The sequence below is a fragment of the Pedobacter sp. UYEF25 genome (genome assembly GCF_054061655.1).
In genome coordinates this window covers 15,086-34,382 of record NZ_JBSSEL010000006.1, presented here as the reverse complement: position 1 = coordinate 34,382, position 19,297 = coordinate 15,086, and the positions used below count along the sequence as shown (strand labels likewise).

Annotated in this window: 13 protein-coding genes; 3 read left to right on the top strand and 10 right to left on the bottom strand. The window is 38.6% G+C overall.

Annotated elements, in window-relative coordinates; genetic code table 11:
* Nucleotides 1-18: 18 nt before the first annotated feature.
* From ACVWYG_RS07585 to ACVWYG_RS07575, 3 genes are all read right to left on the bottom strand, one after another.
* Entirely contained in the window at nucleotides 19-1,068 is a 1,050-nt protein-coding gene (locus ACVWYG_RS07585; protein ID WP_457269573.1) for an SMP-30/gluconolactonase/LRE family protein, read from the bottom strand.
* A 313-nt stretch (nucleotides 1,069-1,381) separates the two neighbouring features.
* On the bottom strand, nucleotides 1,382-3,142 hold the full coding sequence (locus tag ACVWYG_RS07580; protein ID WP_457269572.1) for an ABC transporter ATP-binding protein: 1,761 nt from the start codon (nucleotides 3,140-3,142) through the stop codon (nucleotides 1,382-1,384).
* Nucleotides 3,126-4,862, bottom strand: coding sequence for an ABC transporter ATP-binding protein (locus ACVWYG_RS07575; protein ID WP_457269571.1), 1,737 nt, complete (start codon nucleotides 4,860-4,862; stop codon nucleotides 3,126-3,128). The genes ACVWYG_RS07580 and ACVWYG_RS07575 overlap by 17 nt, the downstream gene beginning before the upstream one ends.
* A gap of 199 nt (nucleotides 4,863-5,061) precedes the next feature.
* Between ACVWYG_RS07575 and ACVWYG_RS07570 the strand changes: the two genes are divergently transcribed.
* Nucleotides 5,062-5,898: a CvfB family protein gene (locus ACVWYG_RS07570; RefSeq protein WP_457269570.1), complete on the top strand. Its 837-nt coding sequence runs from the start codon at nucleotides 5,062-5,064 to the stop codon at nucleotides 5,896-5,898.
* 675 nt (nucleotides 5,899-6,573) lie between these two features.
* Here ACVWYG_RS07570 and purL read toward each other — a convergent pair.
* A complete protein-coding gene (gene purL, locus ACVWYG_RS07565; protein ID WP_457269569.1) occupies nucleotides 6,574-10,287 on the bottom strand; it encodes a phosphoribosylformylglycinamidine synthase in 3,714 nt (1,237 codons plus the stop codon).
* 128 nt (nucleotides 10,288-10,415) lie between these two features.
* Here purL and ACVWYG_RS07560 point away from each other — a divergent pair, with 128 nt between their 5' ends.
* Together ACVWYG_RS07560 and ACVWYG_RS07555 are read left to right on the top strand one after the other, a co-directional pair.
* Nucleotides 10,416-11,126, top strand: a complete 711-nt coding sequence (locus tag ACVWYG_RS07560) for a tRNA1(Val) (adenine(37)-N6)-methyltransferase (protein ID WP_457269568.1) — start codon at nucleotides 10,416-10,418, stop codon at nucleotides 11,124-11,126.
* Between the two features lie 96 nt (nucleotides 11,127-11,222).
* A complete protein-coding gene (locus ACVWYG_RS07555) occupies nucleotides 11,223-11,714 on the top strand; it encodes a metallophosphoesterase family protein (protein ID WP_457269567.1) in 492 nt (163 codons plus the stop codon).
* Nucleotides 11,715-11,805: 91 nt separating this feature from the next.
* Here ACVWYG_RS07555 and rodA read toward each other — a convergent pair whose 3' ends face one another.
* The 6 genes from rodA to purH all read right to left on the bottom strand — a co-directional run bounded on the left by rodA (nucleotide 11,806) and on the right by purH (nucleotide 19,153).
* Nucleotides 11,806-13,062 carry a rod shape-determining protein RodA gene (rodA, locus tag ACVWYG_RS07550; protein WP_457269566.1) on the bottom strand — a complete coding sequence of 419 codons (1,257 nt, stop codon included), beginning with the start codon at nucleotides 13,060-13,062 and terminating at the stop codon, nucleotides 11,806-11,808.
* 1 nt (nucleotide 13,063) lies between these two features.
* Nucleotides 13,064-15,043 (bottom strand): penicillin-binding protein 2, encoded by a 1,980-nt coding sequence (gene mrdA, locus ACVWYG_RS07545; RefSeq protein ID WP_457269565.1) that lies wholly within the window; start codon nucleotides 15,041-15,043, stop codon nucleotides 13,064-13,066.
* The gene (locus ACVWYG_RS07540) at nucleotides 15,043-15,558 is read right to left on the bottom strand and encodes a rod shape-determining protein MreD (protein WP_457269564.1); all 516 of its coding nucleotides are present in this window, start codon (nucleotides 15,556-15,558) and stop codon (nucleotides 15,043-15,045) included. The genes mrdA and ACVWYG_RS07540 overlap by 1 nt, the downstream gene beginning before the upstream one ends.
* Entirely contained in the window at nucleotides 15,559-16,392 is an 834-nt protein-coding gene (mreC, locus tag ACVWYG_RS07535; RefSeq protein ID WP_457269563.1) for a rod shape-determining protein MreC, read from the bottom strand.
* 75 nt (nucleotides 16,393-16,467) lie between these two features.
* Nucleotides 16,468-17,490, bottom strand: a complete 1,023-nt coding sequence (locus tag ACVWYG_RS07530; RefSeq protein ID WP_457269562.1) for a rod shape-determining protein — start codon at nucleotides 17,488-17,490, stop codon at nucleotides 16,468-16,470.
* Between the two features lie 136 nt (nucleotides 17,491-17,626).
* Complete coding sequence (purH, locus tag ACVWYG_RS07525) at nucleotides 17,627-19,153, bottom strand: bifunctional phosphoribosylaminoimidazolecarboxamide formyltransferase/IMP cyclohydrolase (RefSeq protein WP_457269561.1); 1,527 nt, start codon at nucleotides 19,151-19,153, stop codon at nucleotides 17,627-17,629.
* Nucleotides 19,154-19,297: the final 144 nt, after the last annotated feature.

The following is a 19,297-nucleotide window of genomic DNA, read 5'->3' as shown; positions in this document are numbered from 1 at the left end:
ATTTCAAAAATTTATAACCTACTCGACCCCTTTAATAGCCATTTTTATTTTATACAAGGATTTGGATGCGGTAATAAAGAGTACATCTTTGTCTTTTCCGCCGAAACATAGATTTCCTACCCACTCTTCAGCCACGTCTATATGCCCAATTTTAATCCCTTGTTTATCAAAAATAGTTACCCCTTTTCCAGAGAGGTAGATGTTACCTGCTGCATCTAAAGTCATCCCGTCCGACCCTTCGTTGATTATTAATTCGCGATCGGTTAATTTGCCATTTGCACCTATTGTATACCGGTACGTTTTCCACGCACCAATATCACTCACATACAAGTATTTACCGTCAGGCGTACCAACAATACCATTTGGCTGTTTTAAACCATTGGCAACAAGTTTGGCTTTATGAGAACTTTTTGATAAATAATAGACCGATTCACTATGTAGCTCTGCAGATTTTCTAGTCCAGTAATCTCGTTGGTAGTAGGGGTCAGTAAAAAAAATACCGCCATTGGCATCTATCCAAACGTCATTTGGCCCATTTAGGTTTTTGCCTTCGAAATTATTTAGCAAAACCTCAATTTTTTTGTTTTTATTAATTGACCAAATCTGATTGTGCTCATCGGCACAGACAATTAAGTTTCCTTTTTTATCAAACATGGTTCCATTTGCCCTGCCTGCAGGACTTAAAAATAAACTAAGTTTTCCCTCAATGCTATACTGCCATATGGTATTATTCGGTTGATCGGTAAAAAACACATTTCCTTTTCTATCTACCGAAGCACCCTCTGTAAACTTAAATTGATTTGAAATAAGTTTTAGGCTGTCTTGAATAAAAAGAGGGGTCTTTAACGTTTGCGAAAATGCTGTGAAAGAGGATAGCAAAAGCGTCAACGCAATAATAAAAGTCGATGCTGATCCCAATCGGTTAAAAGTTAGCAGCTTTAACGATAATCTATTAACGGTAAATTGATAAGAGTGGTTTTTAGGCATAGGGGTGCTTACGTCTTTGTGCAAATTGCTAATTGCTGATAACCTGTTGCTTTTGGTTAAACTTGAGAATTCTTCTTTCATTTGAATTAAATTAACTGATCAAGTGTGTGTTTTTCCAAGACAAACTAGGGTTTAAAGATAGGCGTCTTTTTTAATTTTGTGATTAAACTTCATTTTTTCTCCTGACATGATGTGTTTTCGGCAATTTGCCAGCGCTAAGGATTGAAACGGTATTGTGTCGTTTTAACCCTCGTCATAAACTAAAGATAAAGCGAAACGGTTGTAAAAACGCCTAAAGTGCATTCCTAAAAGAAAATAGATTAGGTTAATTTGCCATTCCCAGTCTGCTAGCCTTAACTTAACAGTTTATAGTTTTGGATAATAATATAACTATTTAAGATGCCCTTTTTTCTTTTACCAACATATTTAAGGCTTCAGTAAAAGTACCCGCACGTTGAGCCATGCCATCATTTATAAAATAAATTTCGTCGGCATTTTCTATGGTGTTCAATCTATGCGCAATAATGACTAATGTGGTTTCCTTTGCCAACTTGTTTAAAATGCTGCTCAATAATTGCTCAGTTATGGTGTCAATATTAGCCGTTGCTTCGTCTAAAATAAGCAATGCAGGATTTCTTAATACAGCTCGCATAAACGCGATTAACTGTTTTTGACCCAAACTAATGTTATCGGATAAAGGGTTGACTTCAGTTTTTAAACCCTCATCAAAAATGGCTAACAAAGCGCCAAGGTGCGCGTCTGATATTATTTTTTCCAACTCGGCATCGGTCGAATTTCTATAATTGCTGTTCCCATATAAAATGTTGTCTTTTACAGTTCCCGAAAATAGAAAGGGCTCCTGCAAAATAAAACCAATTTTCTGGCTTCTTTCGTCGGCAGAATATGTTCTGATGTCTTTTCCCTCCAGAAAAATGGTTCCCTTTGTGGCATCATATAACCTAGAAATAAGCGATGCGGTAGTCGTTTTTCCGCCGCCTGTTGGTCCAATTAATGCATAAGTTTTTCCTTTTTCGAATTTTAGGTTTACATCATGTAATATTTCTTTAGATTCATCATAACCGAAATGTACGTGACGGAATTCTAGCAGCGCATCTGATGTTTCGGACTGCGGAGCATTGATTTCTACCAAATCGGTTTGCAACAATAATATCTGAGAAATCCTATCCCAACTTGCCATTGCTACTTGAAAACTCGTCCATAAAGCTGCCAACTGTCGCAAAGGATTGTAAAAACTTGTGGTATAGGCGATGTAGCTTACCAATAATCCGAGCGTAAAACTTCCGATAGAAATTAAATAAATTCCGAACAACAAAACAATTAATTGAGCTGCACTGGAGAATAATCCGTAGACTGGAACGAAAATATTGTTTGAAAGTCCAGCTCCAACCGCCATTTTATAGTTTTCTTCGTTTGCATCTTCGAAACGTTTTCTAAAATAATCTCTCCTATTAAAGGCAATAATTACTTTAAAATTATTAAGACTTTCCTGAATTTCGGCGCTTAAGCTGCCTGTGCTTTTTAAACTTTTAGCATTTTTTCTTTTTACCCAAGGAGAAAGTATGGCTGTGAAAAGTACAATAAATATAGCAGGAATTAAAGCCGCAAGGCCAAGTTCTGGATTGATCGACAATAGAAAAATGCCTGCTCCAATGATGGTGGCAATGCTGCCGATAAATTGCATGAGCGACTGAGAAAAAAACTGGTTTAGTTTATCGGTGTCATTATTTACCCTCGAAATGAGGTCGCCCGCTTTGTTCTCATTAAAGAAAGAAACTGGCAACTCCTGCAATTTGTTAAATATGGCATTTCGTAAAGTATAGAGCATCCGCTGACCGACGCCGCCCATTAATTTAGTTTGCGTGTAGCCAGTAAACATGGCAATTATATAAATTCCCAACAAAAAACTACCAGACAACAGCACTCCATTAAACTGCTTGGTACGGATGTAAGCATCTACTGTGTGGCCAATAATAAGTGGACCAAGCAGTAATAAGCCGGAATTAACAAGAATAACAACTAAACCGATCCATAATGTGCGCCGTTCTGCAGAAATAAGTTGTAGTAATCGCTTAACAGCCTTTAAGGTCGACTGTTTTTCCTGTCCAGCGTTTATATCATTAAGATTGTAGTTCATAGTTGCTGGTACTTTGTTGCGAATTGTAAATTTGAATGTATTCGGGGCTCGTTTCCAAAAGCGTTTTATGGGTTCCTTCAGCAATTTTTTCGCCCTGCATTAAAAGCACCACTTTGTCGTAATTTTCTACTGAAGCAATCTTTTGAGTAACTGAAACAAGCGTTAAATTAGGGTAGTTTGTAGAAATTTTCTTTAAAATTCTTTGTTCGGTATTGACATCTACTCTTGCTGTAAAATCATCTAAGAATAGTAATGTCGGATTAATGGACAAAGCCCTTGCAAGCATAATTCGTTGCTTTTGTCCGCCAGATAAACTGTTTCCCCGTTCAGAAACAATCGTATCCGATTTATCAGGTAACGCATCTATAAAATCTTTAAGCTCGGCGGTTTCTACCGCTTTTTCTAAATCTTCGTCGGTTACGGTTTTGCTAAAAGCAATATTTTCTCTAATACTCATATTAAAAATAATGCTATCCTGAAAAACGAAACCTACATATTTGTGAAAGTTTTCTTGGTTATATTGCTGCAAATCGATGCCATCTAATAGGATTTCTCCACTATTAGGGGGAATTAATCCAGCTAGAATGCCAAGAAGTTGCGTTTTTCCTGCAGCGGTAGGCCCAATAATCGCCGTTTTTGACCCTGCTGTTATTTTAAAAGAAATGTCCTTCAAAATAGGTTTCTGTCCAAAACTTAAATTGATGTGTTTTGCTTCTAAATTACCCTTTAATGCTGTTTCATTTGTCCCTGGATGATCGATTTTTGGAGCAGACAAGACAGTTTCGATTCTTTGAAATGAAGCTGTAGCTTGCGCGATAACATTGCTCATAAATCCAATCACTAAAATCGGAAAAATAAGCATAGATAAATAACTGCTAAAGGCGGTAAATTCGCCTAAGGTCATTGCGTTTACAATTACAAAATGTCCACCAAGCACCAAAATGGTCAAACTTGCCATATTTGCTACAAAAATTATAATTGGAATTAGGGCCGCAAATAACCTTAAAATAGATAGTCCAATATCTCTAGCCCGGCCATTTGCTTCAATAAATTTATTGTACTCTAACGTTTGAGAATTGATTACTCGAATAAGCGAAGCCCCTAAAATACTCTCGCTAATTACTTTGTTAAGCCAATCTATTACTGCCCTGCTTTCTGTAAACAGGATTTTAACCTTTTTTAATACAAAGAAAAATGCAAAACCGATCAATGGTACAATTGCAATCACACAAAGAGCTAGCTTCCAGTTAATCGTCAATAACAAAATGCTAGCACCGAAAATAATAAAAATTGAAGAGGCAATCGATACGATGGCCTGTGAGACAAAAAGTTTGATAGAATCTACGTCAGAAGTCAGATTGGTGAGTAACTTAGAAGGGTTCGCATCTAATATGTACGCATGACTTTGTCTGGATATTTGATCTGACAGTCTATTCCGTAAATCTCTGCCCACACGTTCTGATGCAAACGTCTGGACGATGCTTTGTAGATAGGTGAAGATAAAAACCAGAACGATTGCGATCAAAAATTCTATCATAATTGGCTTTACTTGAAACGTTTTAGCCGTATAAGAATCTATTCCTTTTGCAATTATTTGTGGGATTACAAGGTTTAAACCATTGCTGAGAAGGGCAAAAATTAGAAGTAAAAAAATTGAGCCTTTGTAAGATCCGAGCAGACTAAAAAGATTGGGTTTTTTTGACTTCCTGGTTTCTTTCATTTTTGATGCGCCATATTTATTGACGGTCAAATTTAATCGAATTATCTAGAAAATCCATAGCATAAAAAATCATTTAACTGTTATCAAATGAATTTATTGACTACTGAATTGACCAAATGACCTTCTTCAATCTCGTCAAAGCTGTCTATATTTAGATTTACTTAATGTAACTTTGTCAGGAAACATTTTTGCAAGATACATGAATATTGGAAGCTATAATGAACTGCGTATTGTAAGTAAGACCGAAGCAGGCATTAATTTAACGGACGGCGATAAATTGGTGGTATTGCCCTATCTGCACGTACCGAAAGACGCAGAAATCGGTGACAATCTTAATGTCTTTGTATTTGTGCAGAAGGATGGAAAACTTACTGCGACTACTCAAAAAGCACATGGATCTGTTGGCGATTTTGCTTTTTTGAAAGTTGTCGCAGATGGTGAAGATGGTGCATTTATGGATCTTGGAATCGATAAAGACATTTATGTGCCGGCAAAAGAACAGCTTCGACCTATGCGTAAAGGAGAAAAACACGTCGTTTTTCTCTTCTTAGATGAAGGGAATGACAGACTTTTAGCTTCCTCAAGACTGTATGATTTTGTGGAAAATGAAACTTTCGATTTTGAGGAAGGTGACGAAGTAGATCTACTCATCACCGAGGAAACCGATTTAGGATACAATGCTGTTATTAACAATAAATACATTGGTTTACTTTTCTTCAATGAAGTTTTTACTGAGGTAAAAGTTGGGGATAGACGTAAAGGTTGGATAAAGAAAATTCGTGTCGATGAAAAGATAGATCTTACATTACAGCCAAGCGGATATGGGCATGTTCTCAGTTCGAAGGATATGATTCTGGCCGAGCTGAAAAAACACGGTGGAATTATTTCTTTAGGCGACAAAAGCCATCCAGAAGACATTTACCTGCGTTTTCAAATTAGTAAAAGTGTCTTCAAAAAGACCATTGGGGCGCTTTATAAAGAACGATTGATCAAATTAACTGATGATGAAATTATTTTGATTTCTGCAGAAGATTAATCGCGCTTCGAACTCATTAATAAGTGCTTACATTACCTGTAAAAAAGAAATATTTAAATGCGCCTTAGTCAACCAAACCTTTTTCTTAAAGTATATGGGAAGAGTTGGCTTAAGTAACTTAACTGTAAACACAGGAAAACAACCAACGAAAGCTGTTTGAAGTAAGGGAGCATGGACTAATTTTAGTTTGCTGATTTCTTCTTATATCCAACTTTTTTTATAAAAGTTTTTAACAACACGCCGGCGCGCTGCTCAGAATGACATCATTTATTTGTTTCTTGAACACAGAAAAATAAAAGGGAAAGCGGGTAAAAGTGCCCAAAACAATCATCTTTCATTTTTAGCAAATAAGATTTTAGTTTTAAGTGCGTAGGATTCTCCCACGTCTTTATAACAAAGGTTATGAAGTAAAATTGTTGGCCAACACGCTAGCGCTCCCGATTGGAATGGTACCCTTTCTTTGTATTTTACCAAATAGAGTTATCATGGAAAGCAGGCTTATCCCGATTTTGCTTCAGGATAAGAATGCCGGCATGAGTTAAGAAGTATGAATGCAGGAGAAAGCATGAAAATTTTATGGAAAAAGTTCCACCTAACCCTTCCTAACACAGGAAACCGCGTTTGACTTCCAACGGTCTACTTTAATTCTAAACAACTAACCGACTAATCGAGTTTCTAATTTCCGACCTTTGTCTTCCGAATTCTTTCTACCCATTTTCTTGCATTAACAAACGCTTCCATCCAAGGAGAAACTTCGTCGTTACGACCTTTTGGGTAGTTCGCCCAATGCCATTGGAACAGTGAACGCTCGATGTGCGGCATCATCACCAAATGTCTGCCAGTTTCATCACAGATCATGGCGGTGTTGTAATCAGATCCATTCGGATTTGCAGGATAACTTTCGTAGCCGTACTTGGCAACAATATTGTATTTACCCTCGTCATTCGGAAGCGAAAACTGCCCTTCTCCATGCGAAACCCAAACGCCTAAAGTACTTCCTGCCAAACTAGACAACATTACAGAATTATTTTCTTGCAAGGTTAGCGAAGTAAAAATGCTTTCGTGCTTGCCACTTTTGTTGTGCAACATTTTAGGCTTTTCGGTATGGTTTTTATTTATCAAACCCAATTCTATAAATAACTGACAACCGTTGCATATACCAACAGATAAGGTATCTTCTCTGGCAAAGAAATTTTCTAACGCTGTTTTGGCTTTCTCGTTATATAAAAATGCTCCAGCCCAGCCTTTAGCCGATCCTAACACATCAGAATTGGAGAAACCGCCAACCGCACCAATAAATTGAATGTCTTCTAAGTTTTCCCGACCGCTAATTAGATCCGTCATGTGGATATCTTTCACATCGAACCCAGCTAAAAACATGGCATTTGCCATCTCGCGTTCGCTGTTGCTGCCTTTTTCTCTAAGAATTGCCGCTTTAGGTCTGCTTCCTACTTTTCCTAAAGTCTCTAGATTCGGTTTTTTTCCATCGAAATGCGCTGGAAAGTTATATTTGAGGGGTTGATTTTTATAATTGTGGAAGCGCTCTTTTGCCAAACCAGCGCCAGTTTGTTTTTCATCAAGCAGATAAGAAGTTCTGAACCAAACATCTCGAAGATCTGCAACATCAAAGCTCAAATTTTCATCGAAGTTTTTGATTTCCACGGTAGGTAAAGACTTTGCCTCACCGATTTTATGAAATTCAACTCCTGCTTTAGCCAAGATTTCCTCAGCGGAAGCGTCTGCTTGAAAAACTACTGCAATATTTTCTGCGAAAAGTAATTTTATAACATCTTGCTCTGCCAAAGGCGATAAGTCTAAAGAAGCGCCTAACTCTTGATCTGCAAAACACATTTCCAAAAGCGTAGTGATTAAACCACCACTTCCAACATCGTGCCCAGCCTGAATTTTACCTGCTGCAATTAAGTGTTGAATGGCATTAAACGCTTTTTTAAAGCGATCGGCATCTTTAACATCAGGCGTTTCAGTGCCGATTTTATTTAGAATCTGTGCAAAAGAAGAACCGCCTAGTTTATAACTATCGTTAGAAAGGTTAATGTAATAAATAGCACCTCCGTTTTTTTGCAAAACTGGTTCGACTACTTTTCGCACATCATTACAGTTGCCAGCCGCGGAAATAATTACCGTTCCGGGAGCAATTACATCTCCGTTCTTATATTTTTGTTTCATCGATAAAGAGTCTTTTCCTGTCGGAATGTTGATTCCTAAATCGATTGCGAAATTAGCGCAGGCTTCAACCGCTTTATATAACCGTGCGTCTTCACCTTCGTTTTTGCATGCCCACATCCAGTTGGCAGACAGCGAAACACTATCTAGACCGTCTTTTAACGGCGCCCAAACCAAATTCGATAACGATTCGCCGATGGCGTTTCTACTGCCCGCCGCAGGGTCTATCAACGCAGAAATCGGAGCATGCCCAATAGCTGTTGCAATTCCCTCTTTTCCCTGGAAATCTAAGGCAGTTACGCCGCAATTGTTAAGTGGCAGTTGCAACGGTCCGGCACATTGCTGTTTTGCAACACGTCCGCCAACGCAACGATCTACCTTGTTGGTTAACCAATCTTTACAAGCAACGGCTTCGAGTTGTAAAACTTGTTCTAAATACGTATTCAGTTTTGAGGCATCGTAATCTAATGCAGCATATTTTCTGTCGATGGTCTTATCTTCCATCACAATTTTTGGTGAGCTGCCAAACATATCTTCCATTGCCAAATCCATCGGCTTAATGCCTGATGTTTCTGATTTGAAGGTAAAACTATGATTGTCGGTTACTTTTCCCACGGTATACATCGGCGAGCGTTCCCTATCCGCAATTTTCTGTAGCGTGTCCAAGTCGTCATTTCCAATAACCAAGCCCATTCTTTCTTGCGACTCATTTCCTATAATCTCCTTTGCAGATAGGGTAGGATCGCCAACAGGCAGTTTATCTAAATTAATCAAACCCCCGGTTTCTTCTACCAATTCCGATAAGCAATTTAAGTGTCCGCCTGCACCATGGTCATGTATAGAAACAATTGGATTATGATCGCTTTCTACCATACCGCGTACCGCGTTCGCTGCACGTTTTTGCATTTCCGGATTAGATCTTTGGATGGCATTTAATTCAATGCCAGTGCCATGCTGACCCGTATCTGCAGAAGAAACTGCGGCGCCGCCCATTCCGATTCTATAATTTTCTCCACCAAGAATAACAATGTTATCACCTTCTTGTGGCTTTTTCTTTTGAGCTTGATCGGCTTTGCCATAACCAACGCCTCCAGCAAGCATAATTACTTTATCGTAACCTAAAACTCTTGCTCTAGCGTTTTCAGCACCATCAGAACTTTCGTCATGTTCGAAAGTAAGGACTGAGCCCGTAATAAGTGGTTGCCCAAACTTATTTCCAAAATCTGAGGCACCGTTTGATGCTTTTATTAAGATGTTTATCGGCGTTTGATACAGCCATTCCCGTGCTTCAACACCTTTTTCCCAAGAACGATTGTCTTCTAAACGAGAAAGCGCGGTCATATAAACTGCCGTTCCTGCCAAAGGCAAAGAGCCCTGGCCGCCTGCTAATCGATCTCTAATTTCTCCACCCGCACCGGTAGCAGCTCCGTTAAATGGCTCTACCGTAGTTGGGAAGTTATGAGTTTCTGCTTTGATGGAAATAACGGAATCAAAATCGCTTGTTTTGTAAAAATCTGCTACATCTGCGCGTTTTGGCGCAAATTGCTGCACCCTCGGACCTTTTACAAACGCTACGTTGTCTTTGTAAGCAGAAACAATATCGTTTGGATTTTTTTCTGAGGTATTGCGGATAAGTTTAAACAGAGAACTCGGCTGCTCTATTCCATCAATCACAAATTTGCCGTTGAAAATTTTATGCCTGCAATGCTCAGAATTTACCTGCGAAAAGCCAAAAACTTCCGAATCGGTCAGCGGTCTTTTAATTTTGTTTGCTAATTCGACCAAATAATTTACCTCATCGTCGCTTAAAGACAAGCCTTCTTGCTTGTTGTATGCAGCAATGTCTGTTATTTCTAAAATCGGTTCAGGTTGAATGTCTATGGTAAATATGTGTTGATCTAAACCATCGTACTTTTGGAAAAGCATGGCGTCATAGTCAGAAAAATCTGCCTGCACTTCTTTAAATTCCTCTATTCTAATGATGCCTTCAATCGCCATGTTCTGGGTAATCTCTACGGCATTGGTGCTCCAAGGAGTGATCATTGCTGCCCGCGGACCAACAAAAATCCCGACTAAGTTTTCGCTTTTTTGAAGCTTGGCACCCGCAAATAACCACTCTAGTTTTGCTGCATTAGCATCAGAGAAGTTTTCGCTGGTTTGAACTAGAAAAACTGTTTTTTTGTCGTCGAGGAAAAAGTGGATCATGGCTTTTTTTTGAAGATGCGAATTTACGATTTTAAATGTTAAAACTCCTTTCAGTTCCTACTTATTCCATATACTTTTGGCCCTGAACAAGAAGGTAAGACGAATAGGCAACCTGCAGATTTGATGGTATGAAGAGCGAAAAAGTATTCAGATTTAAGCAATTTGAAGTGAGCCAGGCTGGTTGTGCGATGAAAATTAATACCGATGGCGTGTTGATTGGTGCTATTGCAAATCATCCTGATCCAAAAAATATTCTGGATATTGGTACAGGAACTGGAGTAATTGCATTGATGTTGGCGCAAAGATTTTCAAATGCGACTATTAAAGCGGTAGAAATAGATAAAGAAGCTTCGATCACTGCGGCTGTCAATTTTGAAAAATCTGTCTTTGATCCTCAATTATCTGTAGAGCACATTGCAATCGAATATTTTGGGACCGCTAGGCAGTTTGATTTGATTGTTTCCAATCCGCCTTTCTTTACCAATGATTTAAAAAATACAGATTTTAAAAAAGGAATCGCCAGACATGCAGAAGGTGATTTCTTCGAACTATTAATAGATAAAATCGCTGAACTTCTCTCGGAACAAGGTTTGTTTTGGGTGATTCTACCTGTGAAGCCAGCCGACATGCTCATCGAGTTAGCGGTACAGAAAAATTTGTTCTTGTCTCAAAAGGTGCAAATTTGTTCCGATCATTCAAAAGCTGCAGTGCGCCATATTTTGTGTTTTGGTCGAGAAGAAACCACCATTGTAGAGCGCAATTTTTATATTTATGAATCGCTCAATGTGCATACGCAAGAATATAAGGTTTTGTTGAAGGACTTTTTTTTAGCATTTTGAGGATAAGGGTAAAAGAAAAAGGAGTAAAGAACAAAGAGCAAAGACCAAAGCGCACAACAATTTAACACTACCACAATTTCTCAATATAATTTTACAATGAAGAAAATAGGCTTAATTTCTGATACGCATGGTTTTTTAGATGAAGCTGTCTTTACTCATTTTGCCCAATGCGATGAAATTTGGCATGTGGGTGATTTCGGAGCAGATGTAGCAGATAAACTGGCCGCCTTTAAACCACTTCGTGGGGTATTTGGCAACATCGACGATCAAAAAATCACTTCCGATTTTCCTGAACATAACCGTTTTATGTGCGAAGGAGTAGATGTTTGGATGACGCATATCGGCGGTTATCCAGGACGATACAGCAAAAATGTAACGCCCGAGATTTATACCAATCCTCCTAAATTATTCATTACTGGCCATAGTCATATCTTAAAGGTAATATTTGATGATAAAATAAAATGTCTCCACATAAATCCGGGTGCTGCAGGCAAACAGGGATGGCATAAAGTCCGAACGCTCATCCGCTTTAAGATCAACGGAGAAAAGATAGAAAACTTGGAAGTGATAGAATTGGCTGGGAGGTAGAAGTTTTAACAACAAATATTATTAATAGCAATGTAGAGAAAAGTGAATTTTTTATTAAAAACGGATTGTTAGCCAACACTTGCTAGCTGGGTTAAATGTATCCCATTCTATTAGAATCGAGTTTTAAAAAGATGAACAAGAGGATGGTAAAGCTCCACAGTGAGGAGCCGCCATAACTTATTAGCGGCAGAGGAATGCCGATTACTGGAATGATGCCAACCGTCATCCCGATGTTTATAAATACGTGAAAAAATAAGATGCTCGCTACGCAGTAGCCGTAAACCCTGGAAAACGCAGACCTTTGACGTTCTGCTAAGTTTACGACCCGCAGGAGTAGAAAAAGATACAGTCCAATGACTACCGAACAGCCTAAAAATCCCCATTCTTCGCCAATGGTAGAGAAAATAAAATCTGTACTTTGCTCGGGTACATAACCGTATTTGGTTTGCGTACCTTCTAAAAACCCCCGTCCTGTTATTTGTCCCGAACCAATGGCAATTTGAGACTGGATGACATTATATCCGGCCCCCTTATTATCAGTTTTTAGGCCCAACATCAATTCAATTCTACTTCGTTGATGAGGCTCTAAAACAGTTGTGTACGCAAATTTCACTAAAAATAAATAACCGATTGCGAGTAACGCGACCAATACAGTAACAACCAGCGCCTGTCTTCGGCGTTTATTTGCATAGACGAAGAGAGCTGCCACAGTGCAAATTATTGCGATCAAAATTCCAACTGGAACTAAAAAATCTGCGATAAAAAGCACAATCATTCCTAAAAAAATGAGTAAAAAATAACCCGAAAGTCCCTCGCGATATAGCGGAAACATAAAGGCTAAAAATACCAATGCTGAGCCAGTATCTGGTTGCAATTGAATTAGCAGCAGCGGAATAAAAACAATTAATGCTGCAAAGAAAATGGATTTGAAGTTGTTAAATTTAGGATTAAAAGAACCAACGTACCTCGCTAACAGGAGTGCCGTTCCAAATTTAGCAAATTCTGAGGGTTGTAATCTAAACGAGCCTAGCGGAATCCAGGCTTGGTTACCTCCAACATTTCTTCCTACAAACAATACAGCAATCAATAGCAAAATGGTTACGCCATAGATAACTGGCCCAAAAACACTAAAGATCCGGGCGTCAAAGAGCAAAATAGAGAGTCCTAAAATTAACCCTGTTACAATATAAATAAGCTGTTTGCCATAAAGTGAGGAAAAGTTAAAAGCAACGGTTTTTTCGGGAATAGACGCGTAGATATTTATGAAACCTATTGCGCAGAGGGCTAGATAGATCAATACGGTAATCCAGTCGACATTTAAAAAAAATCGGCTTTTTGACTGTTCCATTTTAATTTTCTATGAATTTAAATACCCTCGAAGCGCGCTGCATGGCAGAATCTACTGACGCAGTATTAGTCGCTTTTTTGAGGCTATCTTTTGCTTGTTTAATTTCTCGTGTTTTTTGCAAAGCTATGCTATCTGTTTTGCTTAGTTTTTTTACTTTCAAATCTGGAAGTAAGTTTTTGATTTTCATCCACTCAACTTCCTGTTTTCTAGAGCCACTCACCTCTCCGGTTAGATATTTTTCTACCAAATAGCTGGCTATCGGTGCCGCATATGTACTTCCGTAGCCTGCATTTTCTACAATTACAGCAATGGCAATTTTTGGATTGACCTCTGGCGCAAAACCAACGAAGACGGAGTGATTTTTACCATGTGGATTTTGGACAGTACCAGTTTTACCACACATCAAAATATTGGGTATTCTTGAAAGCGTTGCGGTACCCCAAGAGCTATTTACGGCGTCTTGCATTCCTTGTATAACCGGCGAAAAATATTTTTCATCGACTCCTACGTAATGTTTTGTGATGTATTTTTTTGGAACAAGGTTTTCTTCCCCTATAGCCTTAATAAAATGTGGAGTGATATAAAATCCTCGATTGGCGATAGCGGCCATTACATTTGCCATTTGAATCGGAGTAGAGGTGATTTCTCCCTGTCCGATGGCCTGGGATATGAGTGTACTGTAGCCCCAATACTTGCCATAAATTTTATTATAATGTGAAGCATTGTAAAAATACCCCGGTCTTTCAAAGGGAACATCAATACCCAATTCTTCTCCGAAACCAAATTTGGCAACCTTATCGTGCCAATCTTGATACGTTTGCCGCTGGTTTTTCATTCCGTTTTTGGTAATCAGTTTTTGGAACACATGGCAAAAATAAGTGTTACAACTGCGGGCAATTCCTCTTTCTAAACCAATGCTGCCATCCACGTGTTCACACTTCACCCGATGATTTCCGGCTTGAAAGTAACCTGGGCAGTAAAAGTGAGTGCCACTATCTATCACCCCTTCTTGAAGCGCAATTAATGCATCGACTGGTTTGAATGAAGAACCCGGAGGGTAATAGCCCATAATGGGTCGAATTACAGACGGGCGATAAGGATTTCTCAAAAGGTCCATGTAGTTGTTTCCCCAATCTTTACCAACCAATTTGTTAGGGTCATAACTTGGACTGCTTATGTAGGCCAAAATCTCACCCGTAGATGGTTCTATCGCTACAACTGCACCCACTTTATTCTGCATTAATTCCTCTCCCAGTCTCTGTATTCGCATGTCGAGCCCAGTAATTAGACGATCACCAGATTCTGCTTTTATATCGTATTTTCCATCTGCATAACTTCCTTGCGGAGTGTTGTGCACATCGTAAACCATTCGAGTAACTCCTTTTTCGCCTCTTAATCTATCTTCGTACGACCTCTCTAAACCGCTTTTACCTATAAAATCACCTAAATTGTAATAATTTTCCGAATTTGCGATATCAGTAGAATCAACTTCTTTTACGTAACCAAACAATTGACCTGCAATGCTATCGGGATACTGCCTCACAGTTCTATCCTGTGTGCTGAAACCTGGAAAGCGGTAAATAATTTCCTGTAATTTTGCATAACTCTGGATACTGATCTGACGTTCAAATGGCGTATATCTATAATTTGATTGTGCTGTTGCCTTTTTTAGCCTTAACCTCACTCCAGCAACAGTTAAGTCAAGTGCATTTGCCAGTGCTACAGTATCAAAAGGTTTCACATCGTTAGGTAAAACCATCAAATCATATACTGGTTCATTTTGTACGATGACCTTTAAATGGCGATCTAAAATCGCACCTCGCGCAGGATACTTGTATATTTTTCGCAAAACATTGCTTTCGGCTGAGAGGAAATACTTATCGGTTGCAATTTGAATGTAAAATAGCTTAGCTAACAAGGCAATTACCACTACGATAAAAAGCCCCTGAATGACATATTTTCGATTAAATAATTGTTCCATTAGCGTACTTTCCTCCTATAGAAAATAAATTCCACCAATAAAATAAGTACCATCGTAAACACCACGCTTAGGCCGGTTCTAATTAATGTGTAAACAACTTCTGTTAATCTAAAACTCTCTAAAAAAAACAAAACAAGGTGGTGGGTAATGACGCAAAGAAATGCATATAGCGAAAACCATTGAAGTCCCATATATTTTAAGGAAGGCTCGGGTTCATCTAATGTATCTTTATTTAAACTCACATTAATAAAAGATATCCTCACAAATGCCAAAACTACGCAGGCAGTTGCATGTACGCCCATGGTATCGTAGAAAGAATCCAGCGTAAGGCCTGTCCCAAATGCTAAAAGATAAAGTAAAAGATTAGGGGTCTTGAATGGTAAGAGCAACAAAAAAAGCACATAAATAAAGGGCGTGGATAGGTCGTAAAAACCCATGTTTTTGAGCAAAAATATTTGCACACACAACAATATTACCCACCTTAAAATATTTACGATTAATATCCTACTGTTCATTTATTTTTTTACTTCGCTTTCTAAATCTTTTTGTTCTTGTGCAAGCTTGTCTTTAATTACATACACATACTGTAACGTGCTAAAATCGTTCACTAACGCAATTTCTGCAGATAAAAAATTATCGTTGGTAGAAACATCTGTTCTGCTAATTTTACCTACAAGTATACCAGCAGGGAAAGAGCCAAAGCCCGAAGTTACAACGGTATCTCCGACTTTCATTTTAATGTGATTTGGTATCTCCTTAATGTACGCTTTTTTTATGTCGAAGTTGCCATCACCCCATACAAGAGAGCCAAATGCATTGTTTTTTTGGAGCATAACACTAATTCGTGTGTCTTTATGCAGCAACGATTGTATGGTCGCAAGATGTAGAGAAACATCTCTGATAAAACCGACAACACCCGCTCCAGATGAAATAACGGGCATTCCGATAGCTATTCCGTCGGCAGTACCCTTATTAATCGTCATGATGTTATTGCGCAAAGTAATCGAATTCTTAACGACTTTAGCGGCTAGATAGGTATATTGTTGATGGCTAAAGGTGTCTATAACTTTGGTATCTTTTGCGCTATCTATGGTGTTAAGGACAAGAAGTGTTGTTTTTAACTTCGCATTTTCTGCAGCTAAACTGTCATTTACCTTACCCAAGTTTAGATAGCGCTTTAAAACACTAAAGTTTTGGTAAACATTACCAACGACTTCATTTGTGGAGTTAAAGGTAACGGTGCGCTGATATGCATTGTTCTTTACCGTACAAAAAATCCCTAAACTAAAAAAAAAGAGGAACAGAAAAAATGCGTTGTACTTACTTACAAAAATCCAGAGGTTACGCATTTAGGTGATAAGTTATAAGTAGTACGCTGTAAGTTACAAGACGTAGAACTCATAACTCATAACGTATAACGCTGATTATTGCATTAAAAATTTGTATCCACCAATGTTTTTAAGGGCAATACCCGTACCGCGTACTACCGCACGAAGTGGATCCTCTGCTACGTGTACAGGCAATTTAGTTTTCGAAGCAATCCTCTTGTCTAGTCCGCGAAGTAATGCACCACCGCCTGTTAAATAAATGCCTGTTTGGTAAATATCTGCAGACAGTTCTGGGGGTGTAATTTCCAAGGCTTTCAAAATCGCTTCTTCTATTTTCGATATAGATTTATCCAAGCAATGGGCAATTTCTGTGTATGAAACTGTTATCTGCTTAGGCACCCCTGTCATCAAATCTCTTCCTTGCACTGCGAAATCTGCAGGGGGATCTTGCAATTCTGGTAAAGCGGCTCCCACCTCAATTTTAATTTTTTCTGCGGTACGATCACCAATCATAATGTTGTGCTGACGGCGAATGTAGTTTACAATATCAGAGTCGAAATTATCTCCTGCAACGCGGATAGACTGATCGCAAACAATACCAGACAATGCAATTACTGCGATTTCCGTTGTTCCACCGCCAATGTCTATAATCATGTTTCCCATCGGTTCTTCTACATCGATACCAATTCCAACAGCAGCTGCCATAGGTTCATGAATCAGATAAACCTCTTTCGCACCAGCAATTTCAGCCGAATCTCGAACAGCACGTTTTTCAACTTCGGTAATGCCAGATGGGATACAAATAACCATCCGTAAAGATGGGAACATCCATCCTTTGCCACCGTTTAGCATACGGATCATTCCTTTTATCATCGCTTCAGCAGCGTTAAAATCTGCTATAACCCCATCTTTCAGTGGCCTAACTGTCTTTATGTTGTCGTGTGTTTTACCCTCCATCTGCATCGCTTGCCTACCAATGGCAATAACTCTATTGGTAGTCCGGTCAAATGCAACAATAGATGGCTCATCAACAACCACTTTATCGTTATGTATAATCAAGGTATTCGCCGTTCCCAAATCAATGGCAACTTCTTGCGTAAACCAATTAAATAATCCCATGTTTTATAATTTATATAAAAGCTAATGCAAAATTAGACTTTTTATTGTGTTCTATATAACTATCTCTGAGTTACTGCCTATTATGTAGCAAATTAAAACAAGTATTTATTGTTTAGCTATTTAGGCAGGTCCTTTCTCAATGTTTAAAATGTCTAATTCCGGTAGTTACCATCGAAATTCCTTTTTCGTTTGCCATGGCGATAGAATCTGCATCTTTAATAGATCCGCCAGGTTGTAAAATAGAAGTTATGCCGGCATCTGCAGCAATTTCCACGCAGTCTGGGAAAGGAAAAAATGCATCAGAAGCCATGGCAGCACCCTCAATGCTAAATCCAAAAGAAGCAGCCTTATCTATCGCTTGCCTCAAAGCATCTACCCTAGAGGTTTGCCCAACGCCGCTAGAAATCAATACATTGTCTTTAACCAGCACAATGGTATTGGATTTAGTGTGTTTAACCAGCTTATTTGCAAAAAACAGATCTTTTAATTCTTGTGCGGTTGGTTTTTTATCCGTTACTGCCGTCATTTGATCTCCTGCCTCTATAACCAAATCTTTATCCTGTTCTATCACACCATTTAAAAGCGTTTTAAATTGCTTCTTGCTTAGTTGAACTTCATTGCGTTTTAAAATGACCCGATTTTTTTTCTTTGCAAAAAGCTCCAAAGCAGTTGTTTCATACTCGGGGGCAATTAAGACTTCAAAGAAGAGGTTATTAATTTCTTCAGCCGTAGCCAAATCTACTTTTTGATTGGTGATGATAACGCCGCCGAAAGCAGAAACTGGGTCGCAGGCTAGCGCATCTTTCCAGGCTTGCAAAAGCGTGTTTCTAGAAGCTACGCCACAAGCGTTGGTGTGTTTTAAAATGATTACGGTCGGCTCATCAAATTCATCCATTAAGGCAACCGCTGCATCAACATCTACCAAATTATTGTAAGAAAGTTCCTTTCCATTTAGCTTGGAAAACATCGCATCTAAATCGCCATAAAAATAGCCTTGTTGATGCGGATTTTCACCATATCGCAACGTTTTTACCTCTGCTAAGCTCTGTTTAAAAACCTGTAAAGGATCTTCTGTATTAAAATAATTAAAGATGGCGGTGTCATAATGCGACGAGATGTGAAAAGCTCTTTTTGCAAACTCTTTCCGTTGTGCACTTGTTGTGGCACAGTCTTGTGCCTGCAGCTGGGAAAGTAAAAGGCCATAATCATTTTTCGAAGCCAACACTACAACGTCGTTAAAGTTCTTTGCTGCGGCACGAATTAAAGAAATTCCCCCGATATCAATTTTCTCTATCACATCTGCTTCTTCACCACCGCTGGAGACCGTTTCTTCGAAAGGATATAAGTCTACGATAACCAAATCAATCTCCGGGATTTCATAATCGGATATCTGTTTTTGGTCTTCATCTAAGGAGCGCCTATTTAAAATACCACCAAATACCTTTGGGTGCAAGGTTTTAACACGTCCACCTAAAATGGATGGATAGCCGGTTAAATCTTCTACCGCAGTTACCGGTAAATTTAATTCTTTTATAAATTGTTCTGTTCCACCGGTGGAGAATAATTGAACGCCGTTTTTGGCCAAAAATTCGACTAAAGGAGCTAGTCCATCTTTATAATATACTGAAATTAAAGCATTTTTAATTTTGATTTTTTCACTCATTAGGACGCAAAATTTTGAGCCGCAAAGTTAGTGAATCAGATTGTTTTTTTGGCGACTTTCTAGAACAAAAATAAAATAGTCGGCAGATTTTAGAGCGTTCATTTTTGGCAACAATTTTAGGGCGTTTTTAACAGCAATTGAAGC

Bases quoted from the DNA above. Each gene is read 5' to 3' on its own strand.
- rodA (WP_457269566.1), bottom strand. From the start codon at position 13,062: ATGGAACAGTCAAAAAGCCGATTTTTTTTAAATGTCGACTGGATTACC.
- ACVWYG_RS07575 (WP_457269571.1), bottom strand. From the start codon at position 4,862: ATGAAAGAAACCAGGAAGTCAAAAAAACCCAATCTTTTTAGTCTGCTC.
- ACVWYG_RS07585 (WP_457269573.1), bottom strand. From the start codon at position 1,068: ATGAAAGAAGAATTCTCAAGTTTAACCAAAAGCAACAGGTTATCAGCA.
- mreC (WP_457269563.1), bottom strand. From the start codon at position 16,392: ATGCGTAACCTCTGGATTTTTGTAAGTAAGTACAACGCATTTTTTCTG.
- ACVWYG_RS07530 (WP_457269562.1), bottom strand. From the start codon at position 17,490: ATGGGATTATTTAATTGGTTTACGCAAGAAGTTGCCATTGATTTGGGA.
- purH (WP_457269561.1), bottom strand. From the start codon at position 19,153: ATGAGTGAAAAAATCAAAATTAAAAATGCTTTAATTTCAGTATATTAT.
- ACVWYG_RS07555 (WP_457269567.1), top strand. From the start codon at position 11,223: ATGAAGAAAATAGGCTTAATTTCTGATACGCATGGTTTTTTAGATGAA.
- ACVWYG_RS07540 (WP_457269564.1), bottom strand. From the start codon at position 15,558: ATGAACAGTAGGATATTAATCGTAAATATTTTAAGGTGGGTAATATTG.
- purL (WP_457269569.1), bottom strand. From the start codon at position 10,287: ATGATCCACTTTTTCCTCGACGACAAAAAAACAGTTTTTCTAGTTCAA.
- ACVWYG_RS07570 (WP_457269570.1), top strand. From the start codon at position 5,062: ATGAATATTGGAAGCTATAATGAACTGCGTATTGTAAGTAAGACCGAA.
- ACVWYG_RS07560 (WP_457269568.1), top strand. From the start codon at position 10,416: ATGAAGAGCGAAAAAGTATTCAGATTTAAGCAATTTGAAGTGAGCCAG.
- mrdA (WP_457269565.1), bottom strand. From the start codon at position 15,043: ATGGAACAATTATTTAATCGAAAATATGTCATTCAGGGGCTTTTTATC.
- ACVWYG_RS07580 (WP_457269572.1), bottom strand. From the start codon at position 3,142: ATGAACTACAATCTTAATGATATAAACGCTGGACAGGAAAAACAGTCG.